16 protein-coding genes are annotated in these 24273 nt (G+C 33.9%); 15 read left to right on the top strand and 1 reads right to left on the bottom strand.

Features of this window, described 5'->3' with window-relative positions; translation table 11 throughout:
- Positions 1-78: 78 nt before the first annotated feature.
- The 12 genes from nrfD to queG all read left to right on the top strand — a co-directional run bounded on the left by nrfD (position 79) and on the right by queG (position 18676).
- Entirely contained in the window at positions 79-1839 is a 1761-nt protein-coding gene (gene nrfD, locus ACXAG4_RS03800; RefSeq protein ID WP_475294743.1) for an NrfD/PsrC family molybdoenzyme membrane anchor subunit, read from the top strand.
- Positions 1840-1848: 9 nt separating this feature from the next.
- Positions 1849-2382 (top strand): DUF3341 domain-containing protein, encoded by a 534-nt coding sequence (locus ACXAG4_RS03795; protein WP_475294742.1) that lies wholly within the window; start codon positions 1849-1851, stop codon positions 2380-2382.
- Positions 2383-2394: 12 nt separating this feature from the next.
- Positions 2395-2946 (top strand): c-type cytochrome, encoded by a 552-nt coding sequence (locus ACXAG4_RS03790; RefSeq protein WP_475295239.1) that lies wholly within the window; start codon positions 2395-2397, stop codon positions 2944-2946.
- Positions 2947-2966: 20 nt separating this feature from the next.
- A complete protein-coding gene (locus ACXAG4_RS03785; protein WP_475294741.1) occupies positions 2967-4328 on the top strand; it encodes a quinol:cytochrome C oxidoreductase in 1362 nt (453 codons plus the stop codon).
- Positions 4329-4358: 30 nt separating this feature from the next.
- On the top strand, positions 4359-5426 hold the full coding sequence (locus tag ACXAG4_RS03780) for a cytochrome c oxidase subunit II (protein WP_475294740.1): 1068 nt from the start codon (positions 4359-4361) through the stop codon (positions 5424-5426).
- A gap of 29 nt (positions 5427-5455) precedes the next feature.
- A complete protein-coding gene (locus tag ACXAG4_RS03775; protein WP_475294739.1) occupies positions 5456-7246 on the top strand; it encodes a cytochrome c oxidase subunit I in 1791 nt (596 codons plus the stop codon).
- A 259-nt stretch (positions 7247-7505) separates the two neighbouring features.
- Positions 7506-12185 carry an Ig-like domain-containing protein gene (locus tag ACXAG4_RS03770; protein ID WP_475294738.1) on the top strand — a complete coding sequence of 1560 codons (4680 nt, stop codon included), beginning with the start codon at positions 7506-7508 and terminating at the stop codon, positions 12183-12185.
- 27 nt (positions 12186-12212) lie between these two features.
- The gene (locus ACXAG4_RS03765; RefSeq protein ID WP_475294737.1) at positions 12213-13169 is read left to right on the top strand and encodes a PorP/SprF family type IX secretion system membrane protein; all 957 of its coding nucleotides are present in this window, start codon (positions 12213-12215) and stop codon (positions 13167-13169) included.
- Positions 13170-13187: 18 nt separating this feature from the next.
- Complete coding sequence (locus ACXAG4_RS03760; protein WP_475294736.1) at positions 13188-15074, top strand: OmpA family protein; 1887 nt, start codon at positions 13188-13190, stop codon at positions 15072-15074.
- A gap of 123 nt (positions 15075-15197) precedes the next feature.
- Entirely contained in the window at positions 15198-16220 is a 1023-nt protein-coding gene (gene ruvB, locus ACXAG4_RS03755) for a Holliday junction branch migration DNA helicase RuvB (RefSeq protein WP_475294735.1), read from the top strand.
- 135 nt (positions 16221-16355) lie between these two features.
- The gene (locus ACXAG4_RS03750) at positions 16356-17699 is read left to right on the top strand and encodes a cytochrome-c peroxidase (RefSeq protein ID WP_475294734.1); all 1344 of its coding nucleotides are present in this window, start codon (positions 16356-16358) and stop codon (positions 17697-17699) included.
- A gap of 50 nt (positions 17700-17749) precedes the next feature.
- Entirely contained in the window at positions 17750-18676 is a 927-nt protein-coding gene (queG, locus tag ACXAG4_RS03745; protein ID WP_475294733.1) for a tRNA epoxyqueuosine(34) reductase QueG, read from the top strand.
- Here the strand turns inward: queG and ACXAG4_RS03740 are convergent.
- A complete protein-coding gene (locus ACXAG4_RS03740) occupies positions 18673-19710 on the bottom strand; it encodes a LacI family DNA-binding transcriptional regulator (RefSeq protein WP_475294732.1) in 1038 nt (345 codons plus the stop codon). The genes queG and ACXAG4_RS03740 overlap by 4 nt on opposite strands.
- A 169-nt stretch (positions 19711-19879) precedes the next feature.
- Between ACXAG4_RS03740 and ACXAG4_RS03735 the strand changes: the two genes are divergently transcribed.
- The 3 genes from ACXAG4_RS03735 (at position 19880) to ACXAG4_RS03725 (ending at position 24259) form a co-directional block, all read left to right on the top strand.
- Complete coding sequence (locus ACXAG4_RS03735; protein ID WP_475294731.1) at positions 19880-22504, top strand: TonB-dependent receptor; 2625 nt, start codon at positions 19880-19882, stop codon at positions 22502-22504.
- 91 nt (positions 22505-22595) lie between these two features.
- Positions 22596-22961, top strand: a complete 366-nt coding sequence (locus ACXAG4_RS03730) for a glutaredoxin family protein (protein ID WP_475294730.1) — start codon at positions 22596-22598, stop codon at positions 22959-22961.
- Positions 22962-22963: 2 nt separating this feature from the next.
- The gene (locus tag ACXAG4_RS03725) at positions 22964-24259 is read left to right on the top strand and encodes an MFS transporter (RefSeq protein ID WP_475294729.1); all 1296 of its coding nucleotides are present in this window, start codon (positions 22964-22966) and stop codon (positions 24257-24259) included.
- The last annotated feature ends 14 nt before the right edge of the window (positions 24260-24273 follow it).

The following is a 24273-nucleotide window of genomic DNA, read 5'->3' as shown; positions in this document are numbered from 1 at the left end:
CTACGTTTAAAGTACAAAAACCTCTAAACTCATAAACAAATAAACTTCTAATAAAAATAAACAATTAAACAATAAAATATGGCGTCTCATTACGAAGCACCTATTAGAAGACCCTTAGTTACAGGCAATAAATCATACCACGATGTTACTGTGGATGTAGCTAAGCCTGTTGAAGGAAAAGCAAATAAACAATGGTGGATTGTTTTTGGAATATCATTAACAGCTTTTCTTTGGGGAATTGGATGTATTTTGTATACCGTATCTACAGGTATTGGAACTTGGGGTTTAAATAAAACCGTAGGTTGGGCCTGGGATATTACAAACTTTGTTTGGTGGGTAGGTATTGGTCACGCAGGAACTCTTATTTCTGCCGTACTTTTATTATTCCGTCAAAAATGGAGAATGGCTATTAACCGTTCTGCAGAGGCAATGACGATTTTCTCGGTAGTTCAGGCAGGTTTATTCCCAATTATTCACATGGGTCGTCCTTGGTTAGGGTATTGGGTATTACCAATTCCAAATCAATTCGGTTCATTATGGGTGAATTTTAACTCGCCATTACTTTGGGACGTATTCGCAATTTCAACATACTTATCAGTGTCATTAGTATTCTGGTGGACTGGTTTATTACCAGATTTTGCTATGTTACGTGATAGAGCTATAAAACCATTCCAAAAGAAAATATATGCATTATTAAGTTTTGGTTGGTCTGGTCGTGCTAAAGATTGGCAACGTTTTGAAGAAGTATCTTTAGTACTTGCTGGTTTAGCAACACCTTTAGTGCTTTCTGTACATACTATTGTATCGTTTGACTTCGCAACATCGGTAATTCCGGGTTGGCATACCACTATATTTCCACCTTACTTTGTTGCTGGAGCAGTATTCTCTGGTTTCGCTATGGTAAACACACTTTTAATTATAATGCGTAAAGTATGTAATTTAGAAGATTATATTACTGTACAACACATAGAGTTAATGAACTTAGTAATTATGATTACCGGTTCTATTGTTGGTGTGGCATATATTACTGAGTTATTTATAGCTTGGTATTCTGGTGTGGAGTATGAGCAATATGCTTTCTTAAACAGAGCAACAGGTCCTTACTGGTGGGCATATTGGGCTATGATGACTTGTAACGTATTTTCTCCGCAGTTTATGTGGTTCAAAAAACTAAGAACAAGTATCATGTTCTCTTTCATTATTTCTATAGTTGTAAACATAGGTATGTGGTTTGAACGATTTGTAATTATAGTAACATCATTACACCGTGATTATTTACCTTCATCATGGACTATGTTCTCACCTACATTTGTTGATATAGGTATCTTTATAGGTACAATTGGTTTCTTCTTTGTGTTGTTTTTATTATACTCAAGAACATTCCCAGTTATAGCGCAAGCAGAGGTTAAAACAATACTAAAATCATCAGGTGACAAGTATAAAACTATAAGAGAATCTGGTGAAACTTTAAGCGGTACTGGTGCAGATGAAAGAACATCAAAAGCAGGATTAGTTACAAGTAATGTAGATGAAGTAAAGGAAGAGGTTGAAGATGTTAAAGAAATTTCAGAGGAAGAAAAAAACGAAAGAGTTAATAACTTACTAGGTTCTATTGGTGCTTTTGATGCTAATACACAAACTGCTGATGATTTGAAGAAAATTAGTGGAATTGGACCAAAAATGGAAGAAGTGTTAAATAGCATTGGTATTTACACATTCTTACAAGTAAGTAAAATGACAAAAAAAGAATACGATTTACTAGATTCTATTACAGGTTCTTTCCCAGGAAGAGCAGAGCGTGATGATTGGTCTGGTCAAGCTAAAAATTTAATAAACTAAAAGTAGCATATGGAAGCTTCAAAAGTAATTCACGCTATTTATAACGACGACGATGTACTAATGTCTGCTGTTAAAAAAGTAAAAGCAGAAAAACATCATATAGAAGAAATTTATACACCATTCCCTGTACACGGTTTAGACAAAGCTATGGGGTTAGCTCCAACACGTATAGCTATAACAGCTTTTATGTATGGCTTAGTTGGTTTAACAGTGGCTATAACCATGATGAACTTTATCATGATTGAAGATTGGCCTCAAAACATAGGAGGTAAACCTAGCTTTAGCTACATTGAAAATATGCCAGCTTTTGTGCCTATTATGTTTGAACTTACGGTGTTTTTTGCAGCGCATTTAATGGTAATAACATTTTATTTAAGAAGTAGAATGTGGCCTTTTAAAGATGCTGAAAATCCAGATCCTAGAACTACAGATGATCATTTTTTAATGGAAATTGCAGTACATGGAAACGAAAGTGAGTTAGAAAACTTACTTAAGCAAACTGGAGCTGTAGAAATTAATTTAATTGATAAAGAAGCGCATTAATATAGTACTATGATGAAAAGCGTATTTAAAATATTAGCAATAGCAATCGTTTTAGTAGCAGTATCATGTAAAAAAGATACAGCTCCTAACTATCAATTCATGCCAAATATGTATGAATCTGAAGGATATGAAACTTATGGCGAAGCGGCATTTCGTAATGGTGTTGAAGCACAATTACCAGTTGAAGGTACAATTGCACGTGGTTATATTCCTTTTGATATAGATAACACTACCGAAGGTTATGAATTAGCTAAGGCAACTTTAAAAAGCCCATTAGATTCTACACAAATAGACTTAAATAAAGGTAAAGAACTTTATGATATATATTGTGCTATTTGTCACGGAGGAAAAGGTAATGGACAAGGTAACTTGGTAAAACGTGAAAAAATATTAGGTATACCAAGTTATGATGATGTTGGTAGAGCAATTACAGAAGGCAGTATTTACCATACCATTTACTACGGAAAAAACAGTATGGGTTCATATGCTAATCAGTTAAATCCTGAAGAGCGTTGGCAAGTAGTATCATACGTTTTAAAGTTAAAAGCAGATTTAGAAAAGTAAGAAGATAAGATTATACAGATATGTACACATTTTCAAATAAATTAAAGACACTTTCTATAATACTAATGGTTTTAGGAGCCGTTGGCGTAGGAATTGGTTTTATGTCATCTCATAAATCTTTTGAAGACGTTGAGCATTTATTAGAAGCTGAAGCACACCACGGTGGTGGTCATGCCGAAGAGGCTGCTCATCACACAACAGACGCTCATAATACACACGCAAGCTCTGGACATGACTCACACAATGCTGCAGATACACATGTTGATGAACACAAAAAACACGTTGAGCATGTAATGCATCAAATAGCTAACAGGCCATGGGCTGCTTTATATGTAGCTGCTTTTTTCTTTATGATGATAGCTTTAGGAACATTGGCATTTTATGCAATACAAATAGCATCGCAAGCAGGATGGTCTCCAGTGCTTTTTAGAATAATGGAAGCTATTACAGCTTATGTATTACCAGGGGCCATAATAGTATTATTAATTGCTATAGCATCAGGTACCATTGGTCATTACAACTTATTTATTTGGATGGATCCTGAAGTAGTGGCTCATGATAAATTAATACAAGGCAAAACAGGTTTTTTAAACCTTACAGGTTTTACTATTAGAGGTATTATATTTATTGCAGGTTGGGCAGCTTACCGTCATTTTGCACGTAAGTTTTCAATAGCTCAAGATACTGCTGATGATAATAGTAACTATAAAAAATCTTTCAGAATAGCGGCTGGTTTCTTAGTGTTCTTTATTTACACAGAGTCTATGATGTCTTGGGATTGGATTATGAGTGTAGATCCGCACTGGTTCTCAACTTTATTTGGTTGGTATGTTTTTGCTAGTATGTTTGTTAGTGGTATTACTACTATTGCATTAATTACACTATACTTAAAAACTAAAGGATACTTAGAATTTGTAAATGAAAACCATTTACATGATGTTGCTAAATTTATGTTTGCAATAAGTATTTTCTGGACATATTTGTGGTTCTCTCAATTCATGTTAATATGGTATTCAAACATACCAGAAGAGGTAACATATTTTATTGCCAGATTTAATGATTATAAATTACCATTCTTAGGTATGGTTGTTTTAAATTTTGTATTCCCTATATTAATGCTAATGAGCGCAGATTACAAACGTGTACCATGGTTTGTAGTTTTAACAGGTTTAGTAATTCTTTTAGGGCATTATATTGATGTTTTCAATATGATTATGCCAGCAACAGTTGGTGACAGATGGTCTGTAGGAATTCCTGAAATAAGCTCAATATTACTTTTCGCTGGCTTATTCATTTTTGTAGTATTTACTGCTTTAACAAAAGCACCGTTACTAGTAAAAAGATACCCGTTTAGAAAAGAAAGCGAAGAATTTCATTATTAATTAAAGATTAAATAAAGACGAACAATACCAATGACTGCTTTATTAACAATTATAGTTTTAGTATTTATTTTAATTGCCATTTGGCAAATGGTTAAAATATTCGATTTGGCGCAAGCTAAAAGTGAAAATACACAGGTTGCCACAGATAAGGATAATACCTTAAACGGATATTTAATGATGGGTTTCTTAGGATTCATCTATTTAATAACCATTATTAGCTGTATAAAATGGGGAGATTTACCCTTGCTATCTAATTCAGCTTCAGAGCATGGTCCAACCATTGACAACTTAATGGTTATATCATTGGTAATTATCTTTTTTGTTCAAACAATAACACAGTTCTTATTACACTACTTTGCTTTTAAATATAAAGGCGAAAAAGGAAAACAAGCTTTGTTTTTTGCAGACAATAATAAATTGGAAGCTATCTGGACAATTATTCCTGTTATTGTGTTAGCAGGTTTAATAATTTACGGTTTAAATACTTGGATTAACATTATGGGTGTTGATGAAAGTGATGATCCAATAGTTGTTGAGTTATATGCACAACAGTTTAACTGGAAAGCACGTTATGCTGGTGCCGATAATACATTAGGAAAAGCTAATGTACGTTTAATTGATTTAGATAGAGCTAACATTTTAGGTTTAGATGAAGCAGATCCAAACGCTCAAGATGATATCATAACAACTGAATTACATTTACCTAAAGGTCGTCCTGTTTTGTTTAAAATGCGTTCTCAAGATGTATTACATTCGGCATACATGCCTCACTTTAGAGCTCAAATGAACTGTGTGCCAGGTATGATTACACAGTTTGGTTTCACACCTTCAAAAACTACTGAAGAAATGCGTGCAACGCTAGATATTCAAGATAAGGTTAAAAATATAAATGAAATTAGAGTTGAAAAGAGCAAAGATTTAGTTGCTAAAGGTGAAGATCCATTAGATCGCTATGAGTTTGATTACTTACTTATTTGTAATAAAATTTGTGGAAAATCTCACTATAACATGCAAATGAAAATTGTTGTTGAAACTGAAGAAGAATTTAATGCTTGGTTAAAAGAGCAAAAAGAATTCAAAAACTCTCTAATTAACTAAAATAAAAAAAGAAAAAACGATATAAGATTATGTCAGCACACGCAGATACTCACGCTCACGACGATCACGGACATCATCATAAAGAAACTTTTGTAACAAAGTATATATTTAGCATGGATCATAAAATGATTGCTAAACAATACTTGGTTACAGGTACTATTATGGGTGTTATTGGGGTAATGATGTCATTATTGTTCCGTATGCAAATAGCATGGCCAGAACAACCAAATGTTTTGTTTGAAGCATTATTAGGTAAATGGGCTCCAGACGGTGTTATGGATGCCGATATATATTTAGCCTTAGTTACAATACATGGTACAATAATGGTGTTTTTTGTACTAACAGCAGGTTTAAGTGGTACTTTTAGTAATTTATTAATACCACTACAAATTGGAGCACGTGATATGGCTTCAGGTTTTCTAAATATGGTATCTTACTGGTTATTTTTTGTGTCAAGTATAATAATGGTTATTTCATTATTTGTTGAAGCAGGACCAGCAGCTGCAGGTTGGACTATTTATCCTCCGCTATCAGCATTACCAATGGCTCAAGGAGGATCAGGTGCGGGCATGACTTTATGGTTGGTATCTATGGCAATTTTTATTGCTTCTTCATTATTAGGTTCATTAAACTATGTAGTAACTGTGCTTAACTTAAGAACCAAAGGAATGTCTATGACAAGATTACCTTTAACCATTTGGGCATTTTTTGTTACCGCTATTATAGGTATTATTTCATTCCCAGTTTTATTATCTGCCGCTTTATTATTAATAATGGATAGAAGTTTTGGTACATCATTCTTCTTATCAGATATTTTCATTCAAGGTGAAGTTTTACATTATCAAGGTGGTTCTCCTGTATTATTTGAACACTTGTTTTGGTTTTTAGGACATCCTGAGGTGTATATTGTAATATTACCAGCAATGGGATTAGTATCTGAAATTATGGCAACCAATTCACGTAAACCTATTTTTGGTTACCGTGCAATGATTGCCTCTATTTTAGCTATCGCATTCTTATCAACAATAGTATGGGGTCACCATATGTTCGTATCTGGTATGAATCCGTTCTTAGGTTCAGTATTCACATTCACAACATTATTAATTGCAATACCTTCAGCAGTAAAAGCATTTAACTGGATTACTACAATTTGGAAGGGTAATCTTCAAATGAATCCAGCAATGTTATTCTCAATAGGTTTTGTTTCTACTTTCATAACTGGTGGTTTAACCGGTATTATTTTAGGTGATAGTGCTTTAGATATTAACGTTCATGATACATATTTTGTAGTGGCACACTTCCATTTAGTAATGGGTATATCTGCTTTATATGGAATGTTTGCAGGTATTTACCATTGGTATCCAAAAATGTATGGTAGAATGTTAAACAAAAACTTAGGTTATATCCATTTCTGGATTACAGCTGTTTGTGCTTATGGTGTATTTTTCCCAATGCATTTTATAGGTATGGCTGGTTTACCACGTAGATATTACACTAATAGTAATTTCCCTTTGTTTGATGATGTATCAAACGTAAATGTAATTATTACAATATTTGCATTAATTGGAGGTGTTGTTCAAATAGTATATTTATATAATTTCTTTTCTAGTATGTACTACGGAAAGAAAGCAACACAAAACCCATGGCGTGCTACTACTTTAGAATGGACTACACCTGTAGAGCACATTCATGGTAACTGGCCAGGTGAAATACCACATGTATATCGTTGGTCATATGATTATAGTAAACCAGGACATGATGTAGATTTTGTACCGCAAAACATACCGTTAAAAGACGGTGAAGAAGAGTTACAACACTAACATATATATAAATAATCACAAAAAGCCTTTCCAAATATTTGGAAAGGCTTTTTTGTTGTAATTAACTTACAGGAGTATAGAAACATTAAAAATCGTTTAAAAGCATAAAATAATCGTTAAAAAGTAAAAAAAATTAACAAACATCGACAAAAAACAAAAAAATAAGTTAAATTGCACGAAATATATGATGTTATATCTAAATTATTCTTGAGGAATGTTTTTAGTTGGAAGCATCAAAAATGTAATTTAACTATAAAGTATGAAAACAAAATTACTTCTAGGTAATGTATATAAATATATGTTCCTTTTGTGGTTTTTAGGGTTTACGTTGGTTTCTTATGCGCAATGCCCTTTAATACCTAACCCTACACCAGCGCCCATTTGCTATTCCGCAAGTTTTACATTTTCAGATTTAAACACATATGCCACAGATATGGGGAATGGCATTGTATGGTACGATGCTCCAACAGGAGGTACAGCCTACAATGCTAATCAATTAGTTTATGAAGGCACTTATTACGCAGGTGACAATTCAGGTTCCTGTGGAACAAGATTACCTATTATTGTAGATTTTGAAGTAAACGCGTCTGGCGAAAATTTAGATAAAATTTATTGTAGTAATGAAAATGCAACCATACAAACTTATATTGATGATGTATTGGCAGCCAGCATACCTTCAGGAGGTTCAGTTGAAGTTTATCGAGATTTTTCATTAACTGACCAAGCAGCACCTGCTGATGTTATTCCTTTAGGCGCTCAAAATTACTATATTATTTTTGTTGATAATAGTAATTGTAAAGGTCAAATAGAAATTGGTCAAGTTGGTGTGTTTTCAGCGCCACAAGATCCAACGCCACAACCTTTGCAGGTATTTTGTTCTAATACAAATCCTTTAGTTGGTAATTTAGATCCAGGAACAGCCTCTACAAATTTTAATTGGTATGAAAACATTGATGGTTTTGGCAACCCAGTTCCGCCGGCACTTTCTTCAACAACAGCATTAACTAATGGAGGTATTTATTATGTACAGGTTGATGATATTTTTTGTGAAAGTAATGTTGCCTCTGTAACGGTAAATATTGAAACACCACCAAATTCAGGCACATCAGCAAGTTTAGAGTATTGTAATGATAGTTTACCTACTTCAAATTTCGATTTGTTTGATGAATTAGGTGGCATTAAAGATACAAACGGAACTTGGTCTGGGCCAGTAGCTACTTCAAACGGTTTTAGAGGTACAGTTAACATTGCAGGTTTAACAACAGGAGGTTTATATATTTTCTCATACACAGTACCAGCTACAACGGGGTGTCCGCAATCATCTTCTACAGTGGCTATTCAAGTATATGAAACATTTTCTTCGGGTGTTGTTTCAACACTAAACCCAGCATCTTTTTGCGTGTCAGCATTACCAACAGATTTTGATTTATTTACATTATTAGAAAACGAAGATTTAAATGGGCAATGGACCATAGGAACCAATAGTACAGACCCCGTAACTACATCAACAATAGATTTGTCTTCATACACCGTTGGAAGTTATAATTTTACATATACACAAAATTTAGCGCCTAATCCGTGTCCTGAAGAATCAACAACAGTTCAAGTTACCGTATTACAAGATCCTAATGCCGGTAATGCGATTAATCAATCGTTTTGCGAAAATGATTTATCAACCAATTCACCATTCAATTTATTTGATGCTTTAGATAATTCACAAGACAATAATGCAGGAACATGGCGAGATGCTAGCAATACAACCGTTTCAAATAGCATAGATATTACAAGCTTTACAGTTGCTGGTAGTCCGTATATTTTCACATACACCATTGACAATGGAGCATGCTCAGATACGGAACAAATTACCATAACCATTGATGATGCACCAGAATCTGGTACAGCCAACGCACCAGTTGAGTTCTGCGAAGGTTCAGCCCCATCAAATTATAATTTATTCGATTTAATAACAGGTGAAGATCAAACCGGAACATGGTTAGATGACAATGCTACAGGTGTTTTAACAGGAAACATTGCAGACTTATCAGGTTTAACACCAGCAACCTATAATTTTACTTTTGATGTTGATGCCATAGGAAGTTGTGATGATGCAAACGTTACGGTAAGCGTAGTAATAAATCCATTACCAAATACAGGTGTACCATCACCAGTTGCATTTTGTGAAAATGATGTAATATCAAATTCACCATTAGATTTATTCGGTCAATTAACCGGAGAAGATGCAGGCGGCACATGGACAGATGATGATACATCGGGAGCATTAACCGGCAGTAATGTAGATTTAACGTTGCTAGCCATTGGTTCTTACAGTTATACATATGCAATTACTGATGCTAACGGATGTTCAAACAGCAGTACAGTTGTAATTACCATTGATGATGCGCCAGAATCTGGAATAGCCAATGCACCAGTTGAGTTTTGTGAAGGTTCAGCGCCATCAAATTATAATTTATTCGATTTAATAACAGGTGAAGATCAAACCGGAACATGGTTAGATGACAATGCTACAGGCGTTTTAACAGGAAACATTGCAGACTTATCAGGTTTAACACCAGCAACCTATAATTTTACTTTTGATGTTGATGCCATAGGAAGTTGTGATGATGCAAACGTTACGGTAAGCGTAGTAATAAATCCATTACCAAATACAGGTGTACCATCACCAGTTGCATTTTGTGAAAATGATGTTATATCAAATTCGCCATTAGATTTATTCGGTCAATTAACCGGAGAAGATGCAGGCGGTACATGGACAGATGATGATACATCAGGAGCATTAACTGGTAGTAATGTAGATTTAACGTTGTTAGCCATTGGTTCATACAGTTATACATATGCAATTACTGATGTTAACGGATGTTCAAACAGCAGTACAGTTGTAATTACCATTGATGATGCACCAGAATCTGGTACAGCCAATGCACCAGTTGAGTTTTGTGTTTCTGAAATTACAACAGGGCAAACCTATAATTTATTCGATTTAATAGAAGGTGAAGATCAAACTGGAACATGGTTAGATGATGATGCTTCAGGTGCTTTATCGGGTAATACAATTACTTTAGATGGCTTAACACAAGGAACTTATAATTTCACATTTGATGTTGATGCTATAGGAAGTTGTGATGATGTAGACGTAACAGTTAGTATCATAATAAATGATACACCTGCACCATCAGCCGCTTCTCCACAAGCATTTTGTGATAGCGCTACAGTAGCAGATTTGGTTGTCATTGGAAATTCAGTACAATGGTACAACACTTCAACTGGTGGTACACCTATTGATATTTCAACAGCTTTAGTTGATGGTCAAACATATTACGTATCGCAAACAAACGCAACTACAGGTTGTGAATCTTCAACTAGAACAGCAGTAACCGTAGCCATTAACCAAACACCAACAGCAGGTGCTTTAAATGCTACAACAATTATTGCCTGTAATGATAATGCTAACATCAACTTATTTACAGGTTTAGATGGCACACAAGATAACGGCGGCACATGGACAAATGATGACAGTGTAGGTGTATTAATTGGTAATACTTTTAATGCTACAGGTGTAGCAGCAGGTACTTACAGCTTTACGTATACTGTAACAGCTTCGTCGCCTTGTGTTGACGATAGTATTACAATTTCTGTAACTATTGAAACGCCTTTAAACGCAGGTACAGATGGAGCTCCTTTAAATTTATGCAGCAATAATGGTACTGTAGATTTATTTTCTGAATTAGGCGGAAATCCTGATGCGGGCGGAACGTGGTCTCCAGCAATGGATAGTTCAAGCGGCGTTTTTAACCCGTTAGTTGATGCTCCAGGAACATATACTTATACCTTATCAAATGCTTGTGGTACATTTTCAAGTAGTATTGAAGTTTCGGTTACTCTAGCACCAAATGCAGGTGAAAATAACAGTGTAAACTTATGTGTGACTAATGCGCCGGTAGATTTATTTACATATTTAGGTACAGCTGCTCAAAGTGGTGGTACATGGTCGCCTGCCTTAACTAGCGGTACAGGTGTATTTGACCCGGCAGTTGATGTGGCCAATACATATACTTATACGGTTACAGCAACATCACCTTGTTCACCAGATGCCATGGCAAGTGTAGTAGTTTCTGTTAACAACACGCCAATGCCAACGGTAACAACTATTAACCCTGAGTTTTGTGCAATAAATCAACCAATAGTATCAGATTTAGATACTAATATTACATCATCAGGAACTATAAATTGGTATGAAGATGTGGCTTTAACAACGCCATTAACAGGCACGGAATTATTAATTAATGGTCACGATTATTATGTAACGCAAACCAATACATCGGGTTGTGAGTCTGAACCAGTTCAAATAAATGTAACTATTAATGATGCGCCAACACCAATTTTAACTAATACAGATGAAACTTATTGTATAAATGATAACCCAACAATAAATGAGCTTACAAACAATGTGAGTTATGATGCTTCAGCTTATAATATTATTTGGTATGATGAAGCGCTTGAAGGCACAGTGTTATCAAGTTCAGATGTTTTAAGTAATACAACAACAGTGTATTATGCAGCTTTAATAAATTTAACTACAGGTTGTGAAAGCAGTGTGCGTTTAGCAGTAACTCCAAATATTACAGGATGTGGTAAAGTTGAGTTGCCTGATGGATTTTCGCCAAACGGCGATGGTGTAAATGACACCTATAATGTAGATAATTTATCAATATTATATCCAAACTTCGAAATTGAAATTTTTAACCGTAACGGTAATGTAGTTTATAAAGGCAATGCTAATAGCCCAAGGTTTGATGGAACTTCAAACCAATCTAGAACTTTAATAAAAGGTGATTTGCCAGTAGGCGTTTACTTCTACATTTTTAAGTTTAATGATGGTGAACATAAACCAGAACAAGGACGCTTATACTTAAGCAGATAATTTTTAGATACATAAAATTTACAGAAAATGAAACATTTAAATATATATCATAAAATAGCTGCTTTATTAGTTCTGGCACTAATGTCATTACAAAGCGTAGCACAACAAGATCCGCAGTTTACGCAATATATGTATAATATGAGCGTAATTAATCCGGCTTATGCAACAGCCAATGAAGGTATTTTAAACCTTGGCGGATTATACCGTACACAATGGGTTGGTTTAGAAGGCGCCCCAAAAACAGGAACCTTTTTTGCCCATACACCTATTAACGATAAAATTGAAATGGGTATTTCATTCACCAATGATGATATTGGTGATATTGTTAGCGAAAATAATATTTATGCAGATTTTGCTTATGTGCTTCCCGTAGGAATTGAAAGTAAAATATCCTTTGGTTTAAAAGCTGGTGTAACACTTTTTGATACTAATTTTAGTGATTTAATGTTACAATCTGGTGGTTCAAGTTCAGATCAAGCTTTTGATGAAAACATCAATAAAGCATTTCCAAATTTAGGAATTGGAGCATTCTTTTTTGCTAATAATTATTACTTAGGAATATCGGCCCCAAACATGCTATCAACTAAACATATTGAAAATGAAAATGGCATAACTGCAACTGGTGTAGAAAATGTTCATTATTTCTTTACTGGTGGTTATGTGTTTGATATTGATGAAAACTTAAAACTAAAACCTGCTTTTATGGCCAGAGCAGTTAAAGGCGCCCCTATGGCGGTTGATGTTACAGCTAACGTTTTAATAAACGAAAAACTAGAAGCAGGTTTAGGGTATCGTTTAGGTGATGCTATTAGCGGTTTAGTAAATTTTAGAATTACACCAGAACTAAGAATTGGTTATGCCTATGATTTTACCTCAAATAACTTAGGCGATTACAACTCAGGTTCTCATGAAATATTCATTCTTTTTGATGTAGATTTATTTGGTTTCAAAGGCGGTTATGATCGTTCACCAAGATTCTTCTAACATTTAATAATTGTAAACATGAAAAAAAACACATACATACTTGCAAGCCTATTATTAGTTAGCGGATTAGGTTTTGCCCAAAAGAAAAATTTAAAGCGTGTAAATAAACTTTTTGAAATGCGTGCTTACGCCCAAGCTGCTCAAATTTATGAAACCAAAGAAAAAAACCAAGAAGTGTTGCAAAATTTGGCCGATAGTTATTACTATAACGCCAATTTGCAAAATGCTATAAAAACATACCGAGAGCTGTTTGTAACCTACGGAGATTCTATTGATATTGAATACCATTTTAGGTTTGCCCAAGCATTAAAAGGCGTTAAACAATACAATGAAGCCGATGAGCATTTAACCCTATATTACAATAAACCCATAAATACAAAAGCGTTTATTGAAGCAACAGATAAAAAAGCACCACATGTATTCAAACTTAAGCAAATTGTAAATGAAGGTTCTACTAGTGATTTTGGTTTGTCATTCTACGGAAATGATAAAGTTGCATTTGCATCGGCTCGCAGTACAGATAATCCGTCGTATGCATGGAATAATTTACCATATTTAAATTTATATAGCGCCACGTTAAAAAGTGATAACACCATTGCAAATGTGCAACCGTTTCCTGAAACTATAAACACAACATCGCATGAAAGTAACGCTATATTTACAAAAGATGGTAAAACTATGTATTTTAATAGAACCAATACAACACGCAAAAAAACAGATGCAGAGCGTATTGCACATATTAAAATTTATAAAGCAGAATTAGTTGATAGTACCTGGACTAATATTACCGCTTTACCATTTACCTCAAACAGCTATAGTACAGAACACCCTGCTTTAAGCATTGATGAGAAAACACTATATTTTGCTAGTGATATGCCCGGAACTGTTGGTGGTTTTGATATTTATAAAGTAGCTATAAATGATGATGGCACTTACGGAGAGCCCGAAAATTTAGGCAATACGATAAACACAAAACACCGCGAACAGTTTCCGTTTATAAGTGAAAACAATGTATTGTATTTTTCTTCAATTGGTCATGAAGGTTATGGCGGATTAGATGTTTTTAAAAGTACATTTGAAAACGGGGCATACAAAAAACCTGAAAATTTAGGTAGCTCAATAAACAGCAATTTAGATGATTTTGCCTATGTAGTTAAAGAAGCAAATAACATAGGTTATGTATCGTCTAACCGTTCAGGATATGATAGAATGTATGGTTTTGTTAGAAACGAAAATCCTTTATCAAAATATCAAGTTGAAGGTGTTGTAAAAGATAAAAATAGCAATGAACCATTACCTAATGCCTTAGTTGAAGTTATTGATCAGTCATCAAAATCAGTTAAAGACACAATTGTGGGTGAAAATGGTTACTATAATTTTAAGCTTCAACCAAATAAAGTGTATAAAATTAGAGCAAGTAGAGAAGCTTACATTGAGCAAGAATTAGAGTTTTTAACCGGAAAATATGGCAAACCACAACATAAAATAGATATTACTTTAGAATCACTTACTGTTGCTGAAGAACGCATTCAGCAAAACGAAAAAGGCGAATTACTCATAAAATTAGATAAAATTTATTTTGAATATGATACGTCTGAAATATCAAGTGAAGCCGCCAAAACATTAAATGTTTTAGTAAATATAATGAAAAAGCATACTAGCATAAGTGTTGAAATATCTGCACATACAGATGCTCGTGGGGCTCAGTCATATAACCAAATACTATCTGAGCAAAGAGCAAACTTGGTACTAAACTACTTAGTAAATCAAGGAGTTAATAAAAGCAGATTAACAAGTGTTGGTTATGGCGAAACACAACCACTTAACCGTTGTACTGAAGAGGGCATTTGTAGTGATGAAGAGTACGATATAAACCGAAGATGCGAATTTAAAATTATACAATAAACCCTTGTAACCAACCCTAATTAACCAATTTATTTGATAAAGCCTTTCTTAATTTAGAAAGGCTTTTTGTGTATATTTGTTTGCCATTAGCGTATTTAAACTATTCCAATTATATCTATTTGAATGAACGAAAACCTAAATCCTTCAAACGAAAATTTTTCTCCTGAAGAGTTAGATGTCGAAAAAAAATTAAGGCCATTGGCCTTTAATGATTTTACAGGTCAAGATCAGGTTTTAGATAATCTTCAAGTATTTGTACAAGCGGCTAACTTACGAAGTGAAGCACTAGATCACACCTTATTTCACGGTCCACCAGGTTTAGGTAAAACAACATTAGCACATATTTTAGCCAATGAGTTAAATGTAGGCATTAAAGTAACCTCGGGCCCAGTTTTAGATAAACCAGGAGATTTAGCAGGTTTACTAACTAATTTAGATGAACGCGATGTATTGTTTATAGACGAGATTCATAGGTTAAGCCCCATTGTAGAAGAATATTTGTATTCTGCCATGGAAGATTATAAAATAGACATCATGATAGAGTCTGGGCCTAATGCCCGAACGGTTCAAATTAATTTAAATCCGTTTACATTAGTTGGTGCCACTACACGCTCGGGCTTGTTAACATCGCCCATGCGTGCCCGTTTCGGTATTCAAAGTAGATTACAATATTATAAAACCGATTTATTAACCACAATTTTGCAACGTAGCGCTTCTATTTTAAGTATGCCTATTTCTATGGAAGCTGCTATTGAAATTGCAGGCCGAAGCCGAGGAACACCACGTATAGCCAATGCTTTATTACGTAGGGTTAGAGATTTTGCACAAATAAAAGGCAACGGCACCATTGATATTAAAATAGCCAAATATGCTTTAGAAGCTTTAAATGTTGATGCACACGGCTTAGATGAAATGGATAATAAAATACTAACCACAATAATCGATAAGTTTAAAGGCGGCCCCGTTGGTATAACAACCATAGCAACTGCTGTAAGCGAAAGTCCTGAAACTATTGAAGAAGTTTATGAACCCTTTTTAATACAACAAGGTTTTATTGTGCGCACACCACGCGGGCGCGAGGTTACAGAGTTAGCCTATAAACATTTAGGCAAAATTAAAGGAAATATACAAGGCGGTTTGTTTTAAATAACGTGTTCCGCTTATCTGTTAAATTGTACACTTTAACTTATAAACTAATATATTAAGCTTTTTGTCAAAAAATCTGTAAGGTTTTTTATAACCTTGTTTAAGTTTGGTGCCTAATTAAGCCTCAAATTTAAAATGACAAAGTTTTTAAAACCAGCACTTTCGCTACTAACCATATTAGTGCTTTTTTCATCTTGTGAGAAAGATAAAGATGATTATGTTGATTTAACGCTACAAACCAACTTAGAAAAACAATTAAATAAACTTTTTGGTTCAAAAGAAAATCTAATATTACCAGAGTCTGATGATTATTCGGCCATTCCAAATGATATAAAAAACCCTATAACACAAGCAAAAGTTAACTTAGGTAAATTACTATATCATGAAACAGGTATTGCTAAAAACCCTACACAAACCGAAGGTATGAATACATACTCTTGCGCAACATGTCATCATGTTGATGCAGGTTTTCAAAGTGGAATAAAGCAAGGCATTGGTGAAGGTGGCTTTGGTTTTGGTTTTAAGGGCCAAAGTAGAGTTATGGCTTCAAATTATACATCAGAAAAAATAGATGTACAACCCATTAGAACGCCATCTGTTTTAAATGTAGCTTATCAAGATGTAATGCTCTGGAATGGACAATTTGGAGCAACAGGAACTAATGGAAATACACAAGCTAGTTGGACGCCAAATACACCTAAAGCAGAAAATAATTTGGGTTTTGAAGGTGTAGAAATTCAGGCTATAGCAGGTTTAAATGTTCATAGGCTTTCAATAGATGATAACTTTATAAAAACCACCAATTATAAAGCACTTTTTGATGCTGCTTTTCCTAATGATAGTGAAAATGAGCGTTACTCAAGAGTAAATGCAGGTTTAGCAATAGCGGCTTATGAAAGAACACTACTGCCTAATCAAGCGCCTTTTCAAATGTGGTTAAAAGGAAATTTTGAAGCTATGAGTGATAAAGAATTAATAGGCGCATCAATATTTTTTGGAAAAGCACAGTGCTACAACTGTCATTCTGGGCCAGGTCTAAACGGTATGAGTTTTCATGCGTTGGGTATGAATGATTTATCAGGTAATAACGTTGCAGGAATAGTTGATGAAGCTACCAAAAAAGGGCGCGGTGGCTTCACTGGTAACAGTGCAGATGATTATAAATTTAAAACACCCCAGCTTTACAACTTAAAAGATGTTAACTTTTTTGGGCATGGTGGTAGTTTTTCAACAGTAAAAGATGTTATAGTTTATAAAAATAATGCAACTAAAGAAAACCAAAATGTACCAAATGATAAACTTTCAGCAAAGTTTAAACCATTAGGTTTATCAAGTGAAGAAATAGAACAACTAACAACGTTTTTAGAGGTTAGTTTGTATGATGATAATTTAAACAGGTATGTGCCAGAAGAATTGCCATCTGGTAATTGTTTTCCAAATGCAGATTCGCAATCTTCAATAGATATGGGTTGTAATTAAAAATTATTTAATCTAACTATTTATTTGTAGTTTAGATATAATTTTTAGTATTGAATAATAAAAAACAACATTATACAACACTTATTAAAACCGAAGCAAAACGCCTCGGTTTTTTATCTTGTGGTATTAGTAAAGCTACTTTTTTAGAAGAAGAAGCACCTAGGTTAGAAAAATGGTTAAACAACAATATGCATGGCCAAATGCAATACATGGAAAACCATTTTGATAAGCGTTTAGACCCAACTAAGCTGGTTGAAGATTCAAAAAGTGTAGTTTCACTTTTACTAAACTATTTTCCTGAAGAAACACAAACCAATAACACATTTAAACTTTCAAAATACGCTTACGGAACAGATTATCATTTTGTTATAAAAGATAAACTAAAAGCACTTTTACACTTTATTCAAGATGAAATTGGAGAGGTAAGTGGGAGAGCATTTGTAGATTCAGCGCCTGTATTAGATAAAGCTTGGGCAGCCAAAAGTGGCTTAGGCTGGATTGGTAAACACAGTAACTTGCTTAGCCAAAAAGTAGGTTCTTTCTATTTTATTGCCGAATTAATTATTGATTTAGAATTAGAGTATGATGCGCCAACAACAAATCATTGTGGCACCTGTACAGCCTGTATTGATGCATGCCCAACACAAGCCATTACAGAGCCTTATGTGGTTGATGGTAGCAAATGTATTTCGTATTTCACTATTGAACTTAAAGACAATATTCCTTTAGAGTTTAAAGGTAAATTTGACGATTGGATGTTTGGGTGTGATGTGTGTCAAGATGTATGCCCTTGGAATCGTTTTTCAAAAGCACACAATGAGCCACTGTTCAATCCGCATCCAGAACTACTGTCAATGAGTAAAAAAGATTGGCAAGAAATAACCGAAGAAACCTTCCGGAAGGTGTTTAAAAAATCGGCAGTTAAACGCACCAAGTTTTCAGGATTAACACGCAATATTAATTTTTTAAAAGATTAATTCAATTCTTTTTTAGTTGAATCGCGTTTAATTAAAGCCGTGTTTAGGGTGATTGTTTCAGGGGTAAACGGCTTTTCCTTCTTGTAAGCTTTTATTTCTTTATAAAGTTGTTTAAATGCAGTTTTTCCCATTAAGTAACCTGGTTGGTCAATGGTAGTTAAACTTGGTGAAATTACTGATGACATAAACCAGTTGCTAAAACCAACAATACTTATATCTTCGGGTATTTTAACTCCTTGATTATTAAATTCTGTCATGGCACCAATAGCCACCAAATCAGTGTTAATAAAAATACCATCAACATCATCATGATCTTCAAGTAGCTTTTTAACATTGTTTCTGCCTTCATCAAAACTTTTATCTCCACATTCACAAATGTATACCAAAGAGGGGTCGTATGTAAAACCGTTATCAGTAAGCGCTTTTTTATAGCCTAAAAACCTGTCTATAGAGTTTTGTGGTAATAGTGCACCTCTAAAATGTGCTATTTTTTTGCATCCAGTATTAATTAAATGCTGAGTGGCATTATAGGCTGCAAGTCTATCATCAATAATAACTTTTGAGCATTTAACAACCTTGGCAATTTTATCAAACATTACTAATGGTTTATTTTTATTAATAATATCGTTTAAATGGTTAAAGTCTGCTGTTCCGTTAGCTAAAGATATTATAATGCCATCAACACCTTGATTCATTAAATGATCTAATTGTTTTTTTTCTAATTTATATGATTCGTTTGATTGAAGTATAATTACTAGGTAACCTTTTTTTTCGGCTTGAGAAATAATACCTTTAATAACATTTGAGAAAAAGTGATGAACAATTTCTGGTATAATAAGCCCAATAGTTTTAGATTCTTTGGTTCTTAAATTTACTGCAAATTTGTTAGGTTTATAATTTAATGTTTCTGCCAACTCTTTAACAAGTTTTTTGGTTTTAGGGCTTACGTCTGGGTAATTTTTTAGTGCTTTTGAAACAGTTGTTACAGAAATATTTAATTGTTCGGCAATATCTTTTAATGTGGCAGGCTTCATACGGTATTAGTTATTCCGCTAAAGATAATAATAAAAATAAAGTTATCGAAAACGTTTTCGGTTATTTCGAAAACGTTTTCGAATGTTAAAATCGTAAAATAACACTTGTCAAATTATACATTTGGTAAAAATAATTTTAATTTTTTACTATAAACTAAATACATAAGCAATGAAACTATTAAAAAAACACGGTTTTTTTCTGATCTTGGTTCTGTTAACAGCAGGTAGTGCTATGGCTCAATCAATTTCAGGAAACGTAAAAGACAATGCAGGAGTACCACTTCCTGGGGTAAACATTATTTTAGAAGGAACTACTAAAGGTGCTGTTACTGATTTTGATGGAAATTACACAATTTCAGGAGTTGAAAGTGGTGCGTACACAATTTCAGCTTCTTTTATAGGGTATGCAAAGTTTTCAAAAAGCATAACCTTTACTGGAGAAAATTTAACAGTTAATATTGTTATGGCTGAAGATGCACAATCTCTTGATGAAATTGTTGTAACGGGTGTTGTAAATCCAAAATCTAAAATAGAATCTAGTGTGTCTGTATCTACAATGGATGTTGAGTTAATAGAAAAAGCAGCCCCAAGAAGTGCCGGTGAGCTTTTTAGAAATATCCCTGGTATTCGTGCAGAGTCTTCAGGTGGTGAGGGTAATGCTAACTTTAATGTACGTGGTGTGCCTATTTCATCAGGTGGTTCAAGATATTTTCAAATTCAAGAAGATGGTTTGCCATTAAACTTATTTGGTGATACGTCATTTGGTAATGCCGATAACTTCTTAAGAATAGATAGTAATGTAGGGCGTGTTGAGGCAATTAGAGGTGGTTCAGCATCAACTCAAACCTCAAATGGTCCAGCAGGTATTATTAATATGATTAGTAAAACCGGTGCTACAGAGGGAGGTTCTTTGGGAACTACTTTTGGGTTAGATTACCAAACTAATCGTTTAGATTTTGAATACGGTACTCCGCTTGGTAATGGCTTATCATATCACATTGGAGGTTTTATGAGAGCAGGCGAAGGCCCAAGAGAAATAGGATACCAAGGTAACAAAGGAGGGCAATTTAAAGCAAACTTAACTAAGCGTTTTGATAATGGTTACGTACGTGCATATGTTAAATTATTAAACGATAAGTCTGTAATGTATTTGCCAATGCCAATGTTGTTAGAAGGTAGTAACGACGACCCTACATTTTCAAATTTACCAGGTTTTGATATAACTTCTGATGCTGTACACTCTGTAAATTTACAGCAAAGTGCTGGAACATCACCATTTAGTGGAGAAAACCATGTAAACGATGTTCGAAATGGAAACAATCCTATTTCAAAAGCATTAGGAGCAGAGTTTTCTTTTAACTTAGAAAATGATTGGAAAGTTACAGGTAAGGCAAGGTATTCAAGAAATAGCGGTGAGTGGGTGTCGCCATTTACAGCTGCCGTAGGAACAGTTGCAGAAATTGAAACAACAGCAAGAGATGCCGTTAGCGCTACAGGTGCTTTAGTGTATTCTGATGGAGATAGAGAAACTTTTGCACCCTCAAACGGATTAGCACAAATTATTCACATGTTTGATGTAACTGTTGATGATTTGAGTAACTTTTTTGGAGATGTTAAAGTAATCAAGAAAATAAGTGACAATGTAGGTTTTACAGCAGGTTTATTTACAGCCACACAAAACACAAAAATAGGATGGCAATGGAGTTCTTTTATATCTGAAGTAAAAGGAGGTGGACAAGCAAGATTAGCTGATTTTGATGGGTTTTCACGAAACGGACAGTACTCTTATGGTACGCCTGTTTGGGGTAACTGTTGTCAACGTAAATACAATACTGTACATAATGTAAACTCACCTTATGTAGGTATTGATGCTAATATTACAGATAAATTAAATTTTGATGGAAGTGTACGTTTTGAAAATGTACGTGTAAATGGAAATATTCAAGCAGGACCAACAAGTCAAGGTGCTTATGATTATGATGGAAATGGATCTATTGAAGGTATTGAGCAGAGTGTGCCCGTAATTATTGGAAATGCAGGTCAAAATATTGATGATAAATATAACTTCGTATCATATTCTGCAGGTCTTAACTACAAATTAAACAAAGGTGCAGCAGTATTTGCAAGATATAGTTCTGGTGCTTCAGGTAGAGCGGCAGATAGAAACAATTATGGAACAAACGGAAAAGCCGATGTACAATATGATGAAGTATCTCAATTAGAAGTTGGTTTCAAGAAAAGATTAAACAACGGTGTGGTTAATGTTACTGGATTTATGAGTAACACAGATGAAGGATTAAGTAATGAGTTAAATCGATCAGTAGGTAACCCATTTAAAGCATTAGGTTTAGAGGCTGAAACTGCTTTAGCCTTTGGAGAAAATGTTACCTTTAATGGATCTTTTACTTGGACAAAAGCTGAAATTGATGGAGGAGATAATAAAGGAAATACTCCAAGAAGACAAGCCGATTTAGTGTACAATCTATCTCCAGCATACAATTTTGGTGATAACCAGCAACATGGTATTGGCTTAAGTGTTTTAGGTACAACAAAGTCTTATGCGCAAGATGACAATGATTTAGTAATGCCAGGTTATGCATACTTTAACTTAATTGGTAGAGCAGGTTTAACAAAAGGTTTATCTCTAGTGTTAAGTGTAAATAACTTATTTGACACTGTTGGTATAACAGAAGTAGAAGGAAATGGCGATGGTGCTTTTGGAGATGCTCGTTTAGTAAGAGCTCGTTCTATTAGTGGACGTTCATCAACAATATCTTTACAATATAAATTTTAAGATTATTTAAAGTTTAGTTTGATTTAAGTTTGAATAAAAAGGGGTGGGTTTATTTGTTGTTCCACCCCTTTTTTACAAAAAAATAAGTGTCATGAAAAAGCGTTTTGTTTTGTTTTTAGCAATATTAGGATATGTTTCCTTAAGTTTTGTTGCAGTCAAAAAAATAAGTAATAATCAAACCACAAAGAATGAAGTAGTAATTTATGGAGCTGATACTTGCCATTATTGTACTGATACTAAAGCTTTCTTAAAAGAACACAAAGTAGCTTTTACTTATTTTGATGTTGATAAAAATTTAGCTAAAGAAAAAGAAATGATATTAAAATTACAACAAGCAAATATATCTTTAAATACGGTGTCATTACCAGTTGTTGTAATTGATAGAGAAATAATAATGAATGATGATGTAGCAAATTTTAAAGGCTTTTTAAACCAACTAATTTCTAAAACCAAATAAAAATGAAAATGGCTAAACCAAAATTGTCTTTTTGGCAAATACTAAATATGAATGTTGGGTTTTTTGGCATTCAATATAGCTTTGGTTTACAACAAAGTGCTGTAACACCTATTTATGATTTTTTAGGAGCTAGCCCAGATCAAATACCTATACTACATTTAGCGGGTCCTGTAACAGGTTTGTTGGTACAGCCAATTATAGGCGCTTTAAGTGATAAAACATGGAGCCCAAAGTTTGGAAGACGCAAACCCTTTTTTTTAATTGGTGCTATTTTATGTAGTTTAACTCTATTTGCATTTCCTTACAGTAGTTCTTTATGGATGGCTGCTGGATTATTATGGATTTTAGATGCCGGAAATAACACTGCTATGGAGCCATATAGAGCCCTCATTGCAGATAATTTAGATGAAGAACAACAACCTTTAGGCTTTCAAATGCAAAGCTTTTTTACAGGTTTTGGGCAGGTATTAGCAAATCTTTCATTGTTTATTTTTCCCTTAATATTTATAGGTAAAACGGGTGCTTTACCAACATGGGTTTATGCGTCATTTTTTTTAGGAGCTTTTTGTTCAATAGCTTCTATATTATGGAGTATAAGTAAAACAAAAGAAATACCGCCCACTGATGAAGAACTAGCTAAAATAAAAGAAAAACAAGGTGTTTTTGAGCCCATTCTAGAAATATTTTCTGCCATAAAAGATATGCCTAAAGTAATGTGGCAGTTGGCTTTGGTATATTTGTTTCAATGGTATGCGTTGTTTTGTTATTGGCAAAATTCATCAAAAAGTGTGGCGCTTTCAGTTTGGAATGCAACTCCAGAAAATACCGAAGCTTATAGTGAAGCCGTAGGATGGACAGGTTTAGTAAATGGTTGGTATAATGTTGTAACATTTTTAGTGGCATTTGCATTGGTTGGTTTTGCTAAAAAGTTTAGTGCTAAAAAAGTACATGCATTTTGTTTAATTATTGCAGCTATTGGGTTTTTAGCCTTTCCGCATATAGAAAACAAAAACCTACTATTTTTTGCCATTACAGGGTTTGGTATTGGTTGGGCAAGTATGATGGGGATTCCTTACTTAATGGTTGTGTCTGATATTCCAAAAGAACGTTACGGTGTTTACATGGGTATTATAAATATGATGATTGTAATACCAATGATTCTTCAAACACTTTCTTTCGGCTTTATTCTTAAAAACTTCCTAAATAACGACCCTAGAAACGCTATAACTTTTGCAGGAGTATTACTTGTAATAAGTGCGTTGTGTACACTTTTTATAAAAAGTAAAAAGGTAGGTTAAAATTAGATAAACAG

The organism is Seonamhaeicola sp. ABD4_175 (assembly GCF_056160885.1).
The sequence above is the reverse complement of the archived record's forward strand: the minus strand, read 5'-3'. Positions and strand labels throughout refer to the sequence as shown.

Bases quoted from the DNA above. Each gene is read 5' to 3' on its own strand.
- ACXAG4_RS03750 (WP_475294734.1), top strand. From the start codon at position 16,356: ATGACAAAGTTTTTAAAACCAGCACTTTCGCTACTAACCATATTAGTG.
- ruvB (WP_475294735.1), top strand. From the start codon at position 15,198: ATGAACGAAAACCTAAATCCTTCAAACGAAAATTTTTCTCCTGAAGAG.
- ACXAG4_RS03785 (WP_475294741.1), top strand. From the start codon at position 2,967: ATGTACACATTTTCAAATAAATTAAAGACACTTTCTATAATACTAATG.
- ACXAG4_RS03765 (WP_475294737.1), top strand. From the start codon at position 12,213: ATGAAACATTTAAATATATATCATAAAATAGCTGCTTTATTAGTTCTG.
- ACXAG4_RS03770 (WP_475294738.1), top strand. From the start codon at position 7,506: ATGAAAACAAAATTACTTCTAGGTAATGTATATAAATATATGTTCCTT.
- ACXAG4_RS03795 (WP_475294742.1), top strand. From the start codon at position 1,849: ATGGAAGCTTCAAAAGTAATTCACGCTATTTATAACGACGACGATGTA.
- ACXAG4_RS03740 (WP_475294732.1), bottom strand. From the start codon at position 19,710: ATGAAGCCTGCCACATTAAAAGATATTGCCGAACAATTAAATATTTCT.
- ACXAG4_RS03775 (WP_475294739.1), top strand. From the start codon at position 5,456: ATGTCAGCACACGCAGATACTCACGCTCACGACGATCACGGACATCAT.
- ACXAG4_RS03790 (WP_475295239.1), top strand. From the start codon at position 2,395: ATGAAAAGCGTATTTAAAATATTAGCAATAGCAATCGTTTTAGTAGCA.
- nrfD (WP_475294743.1), top strand. From the start codon at position 79: ATGGCGTCTCATTACGAAGCACCTATTAGAAGACCCTTAGTTACAGGC.
- ACXAG4_RS03730 (WP_475294730.1), top strand. From the start codon at position 22,596: ATGAAAAAGCGTTTTGTTTTGTTTTTAGCAATATTAGGATATGTTTCC.
- ACXAG4_RS03760 (WP_475294736.1), top strand. From the start codon at position 13,188: ATGAAAAAAAACACATACATACTTGCAAGCCTATTATTAGTTAGCGGA.
- ACXAG4_RS03735 (WP_475294731.1), top strand. From the start codon at position 19,880: ATGAAACTATTAAAAAAACACGGTTTTTTTCTGATCTTGGTTCTGTTA.
- ACXAG4_RS03725 (WP_475294729.1), top strand. From the start codon at position 22,964: ATGAAAATGGCTAAACCAAAATTGTCTTTTTGGCAAATACTAAATATG.
- ACXAG4_RS03780 (WP_475294740.1), top strand. From the start codon at position 4,359: ATGACTGCTTTATTAACAATTATAGTTTTAGTATTTATTTTAATTGCC.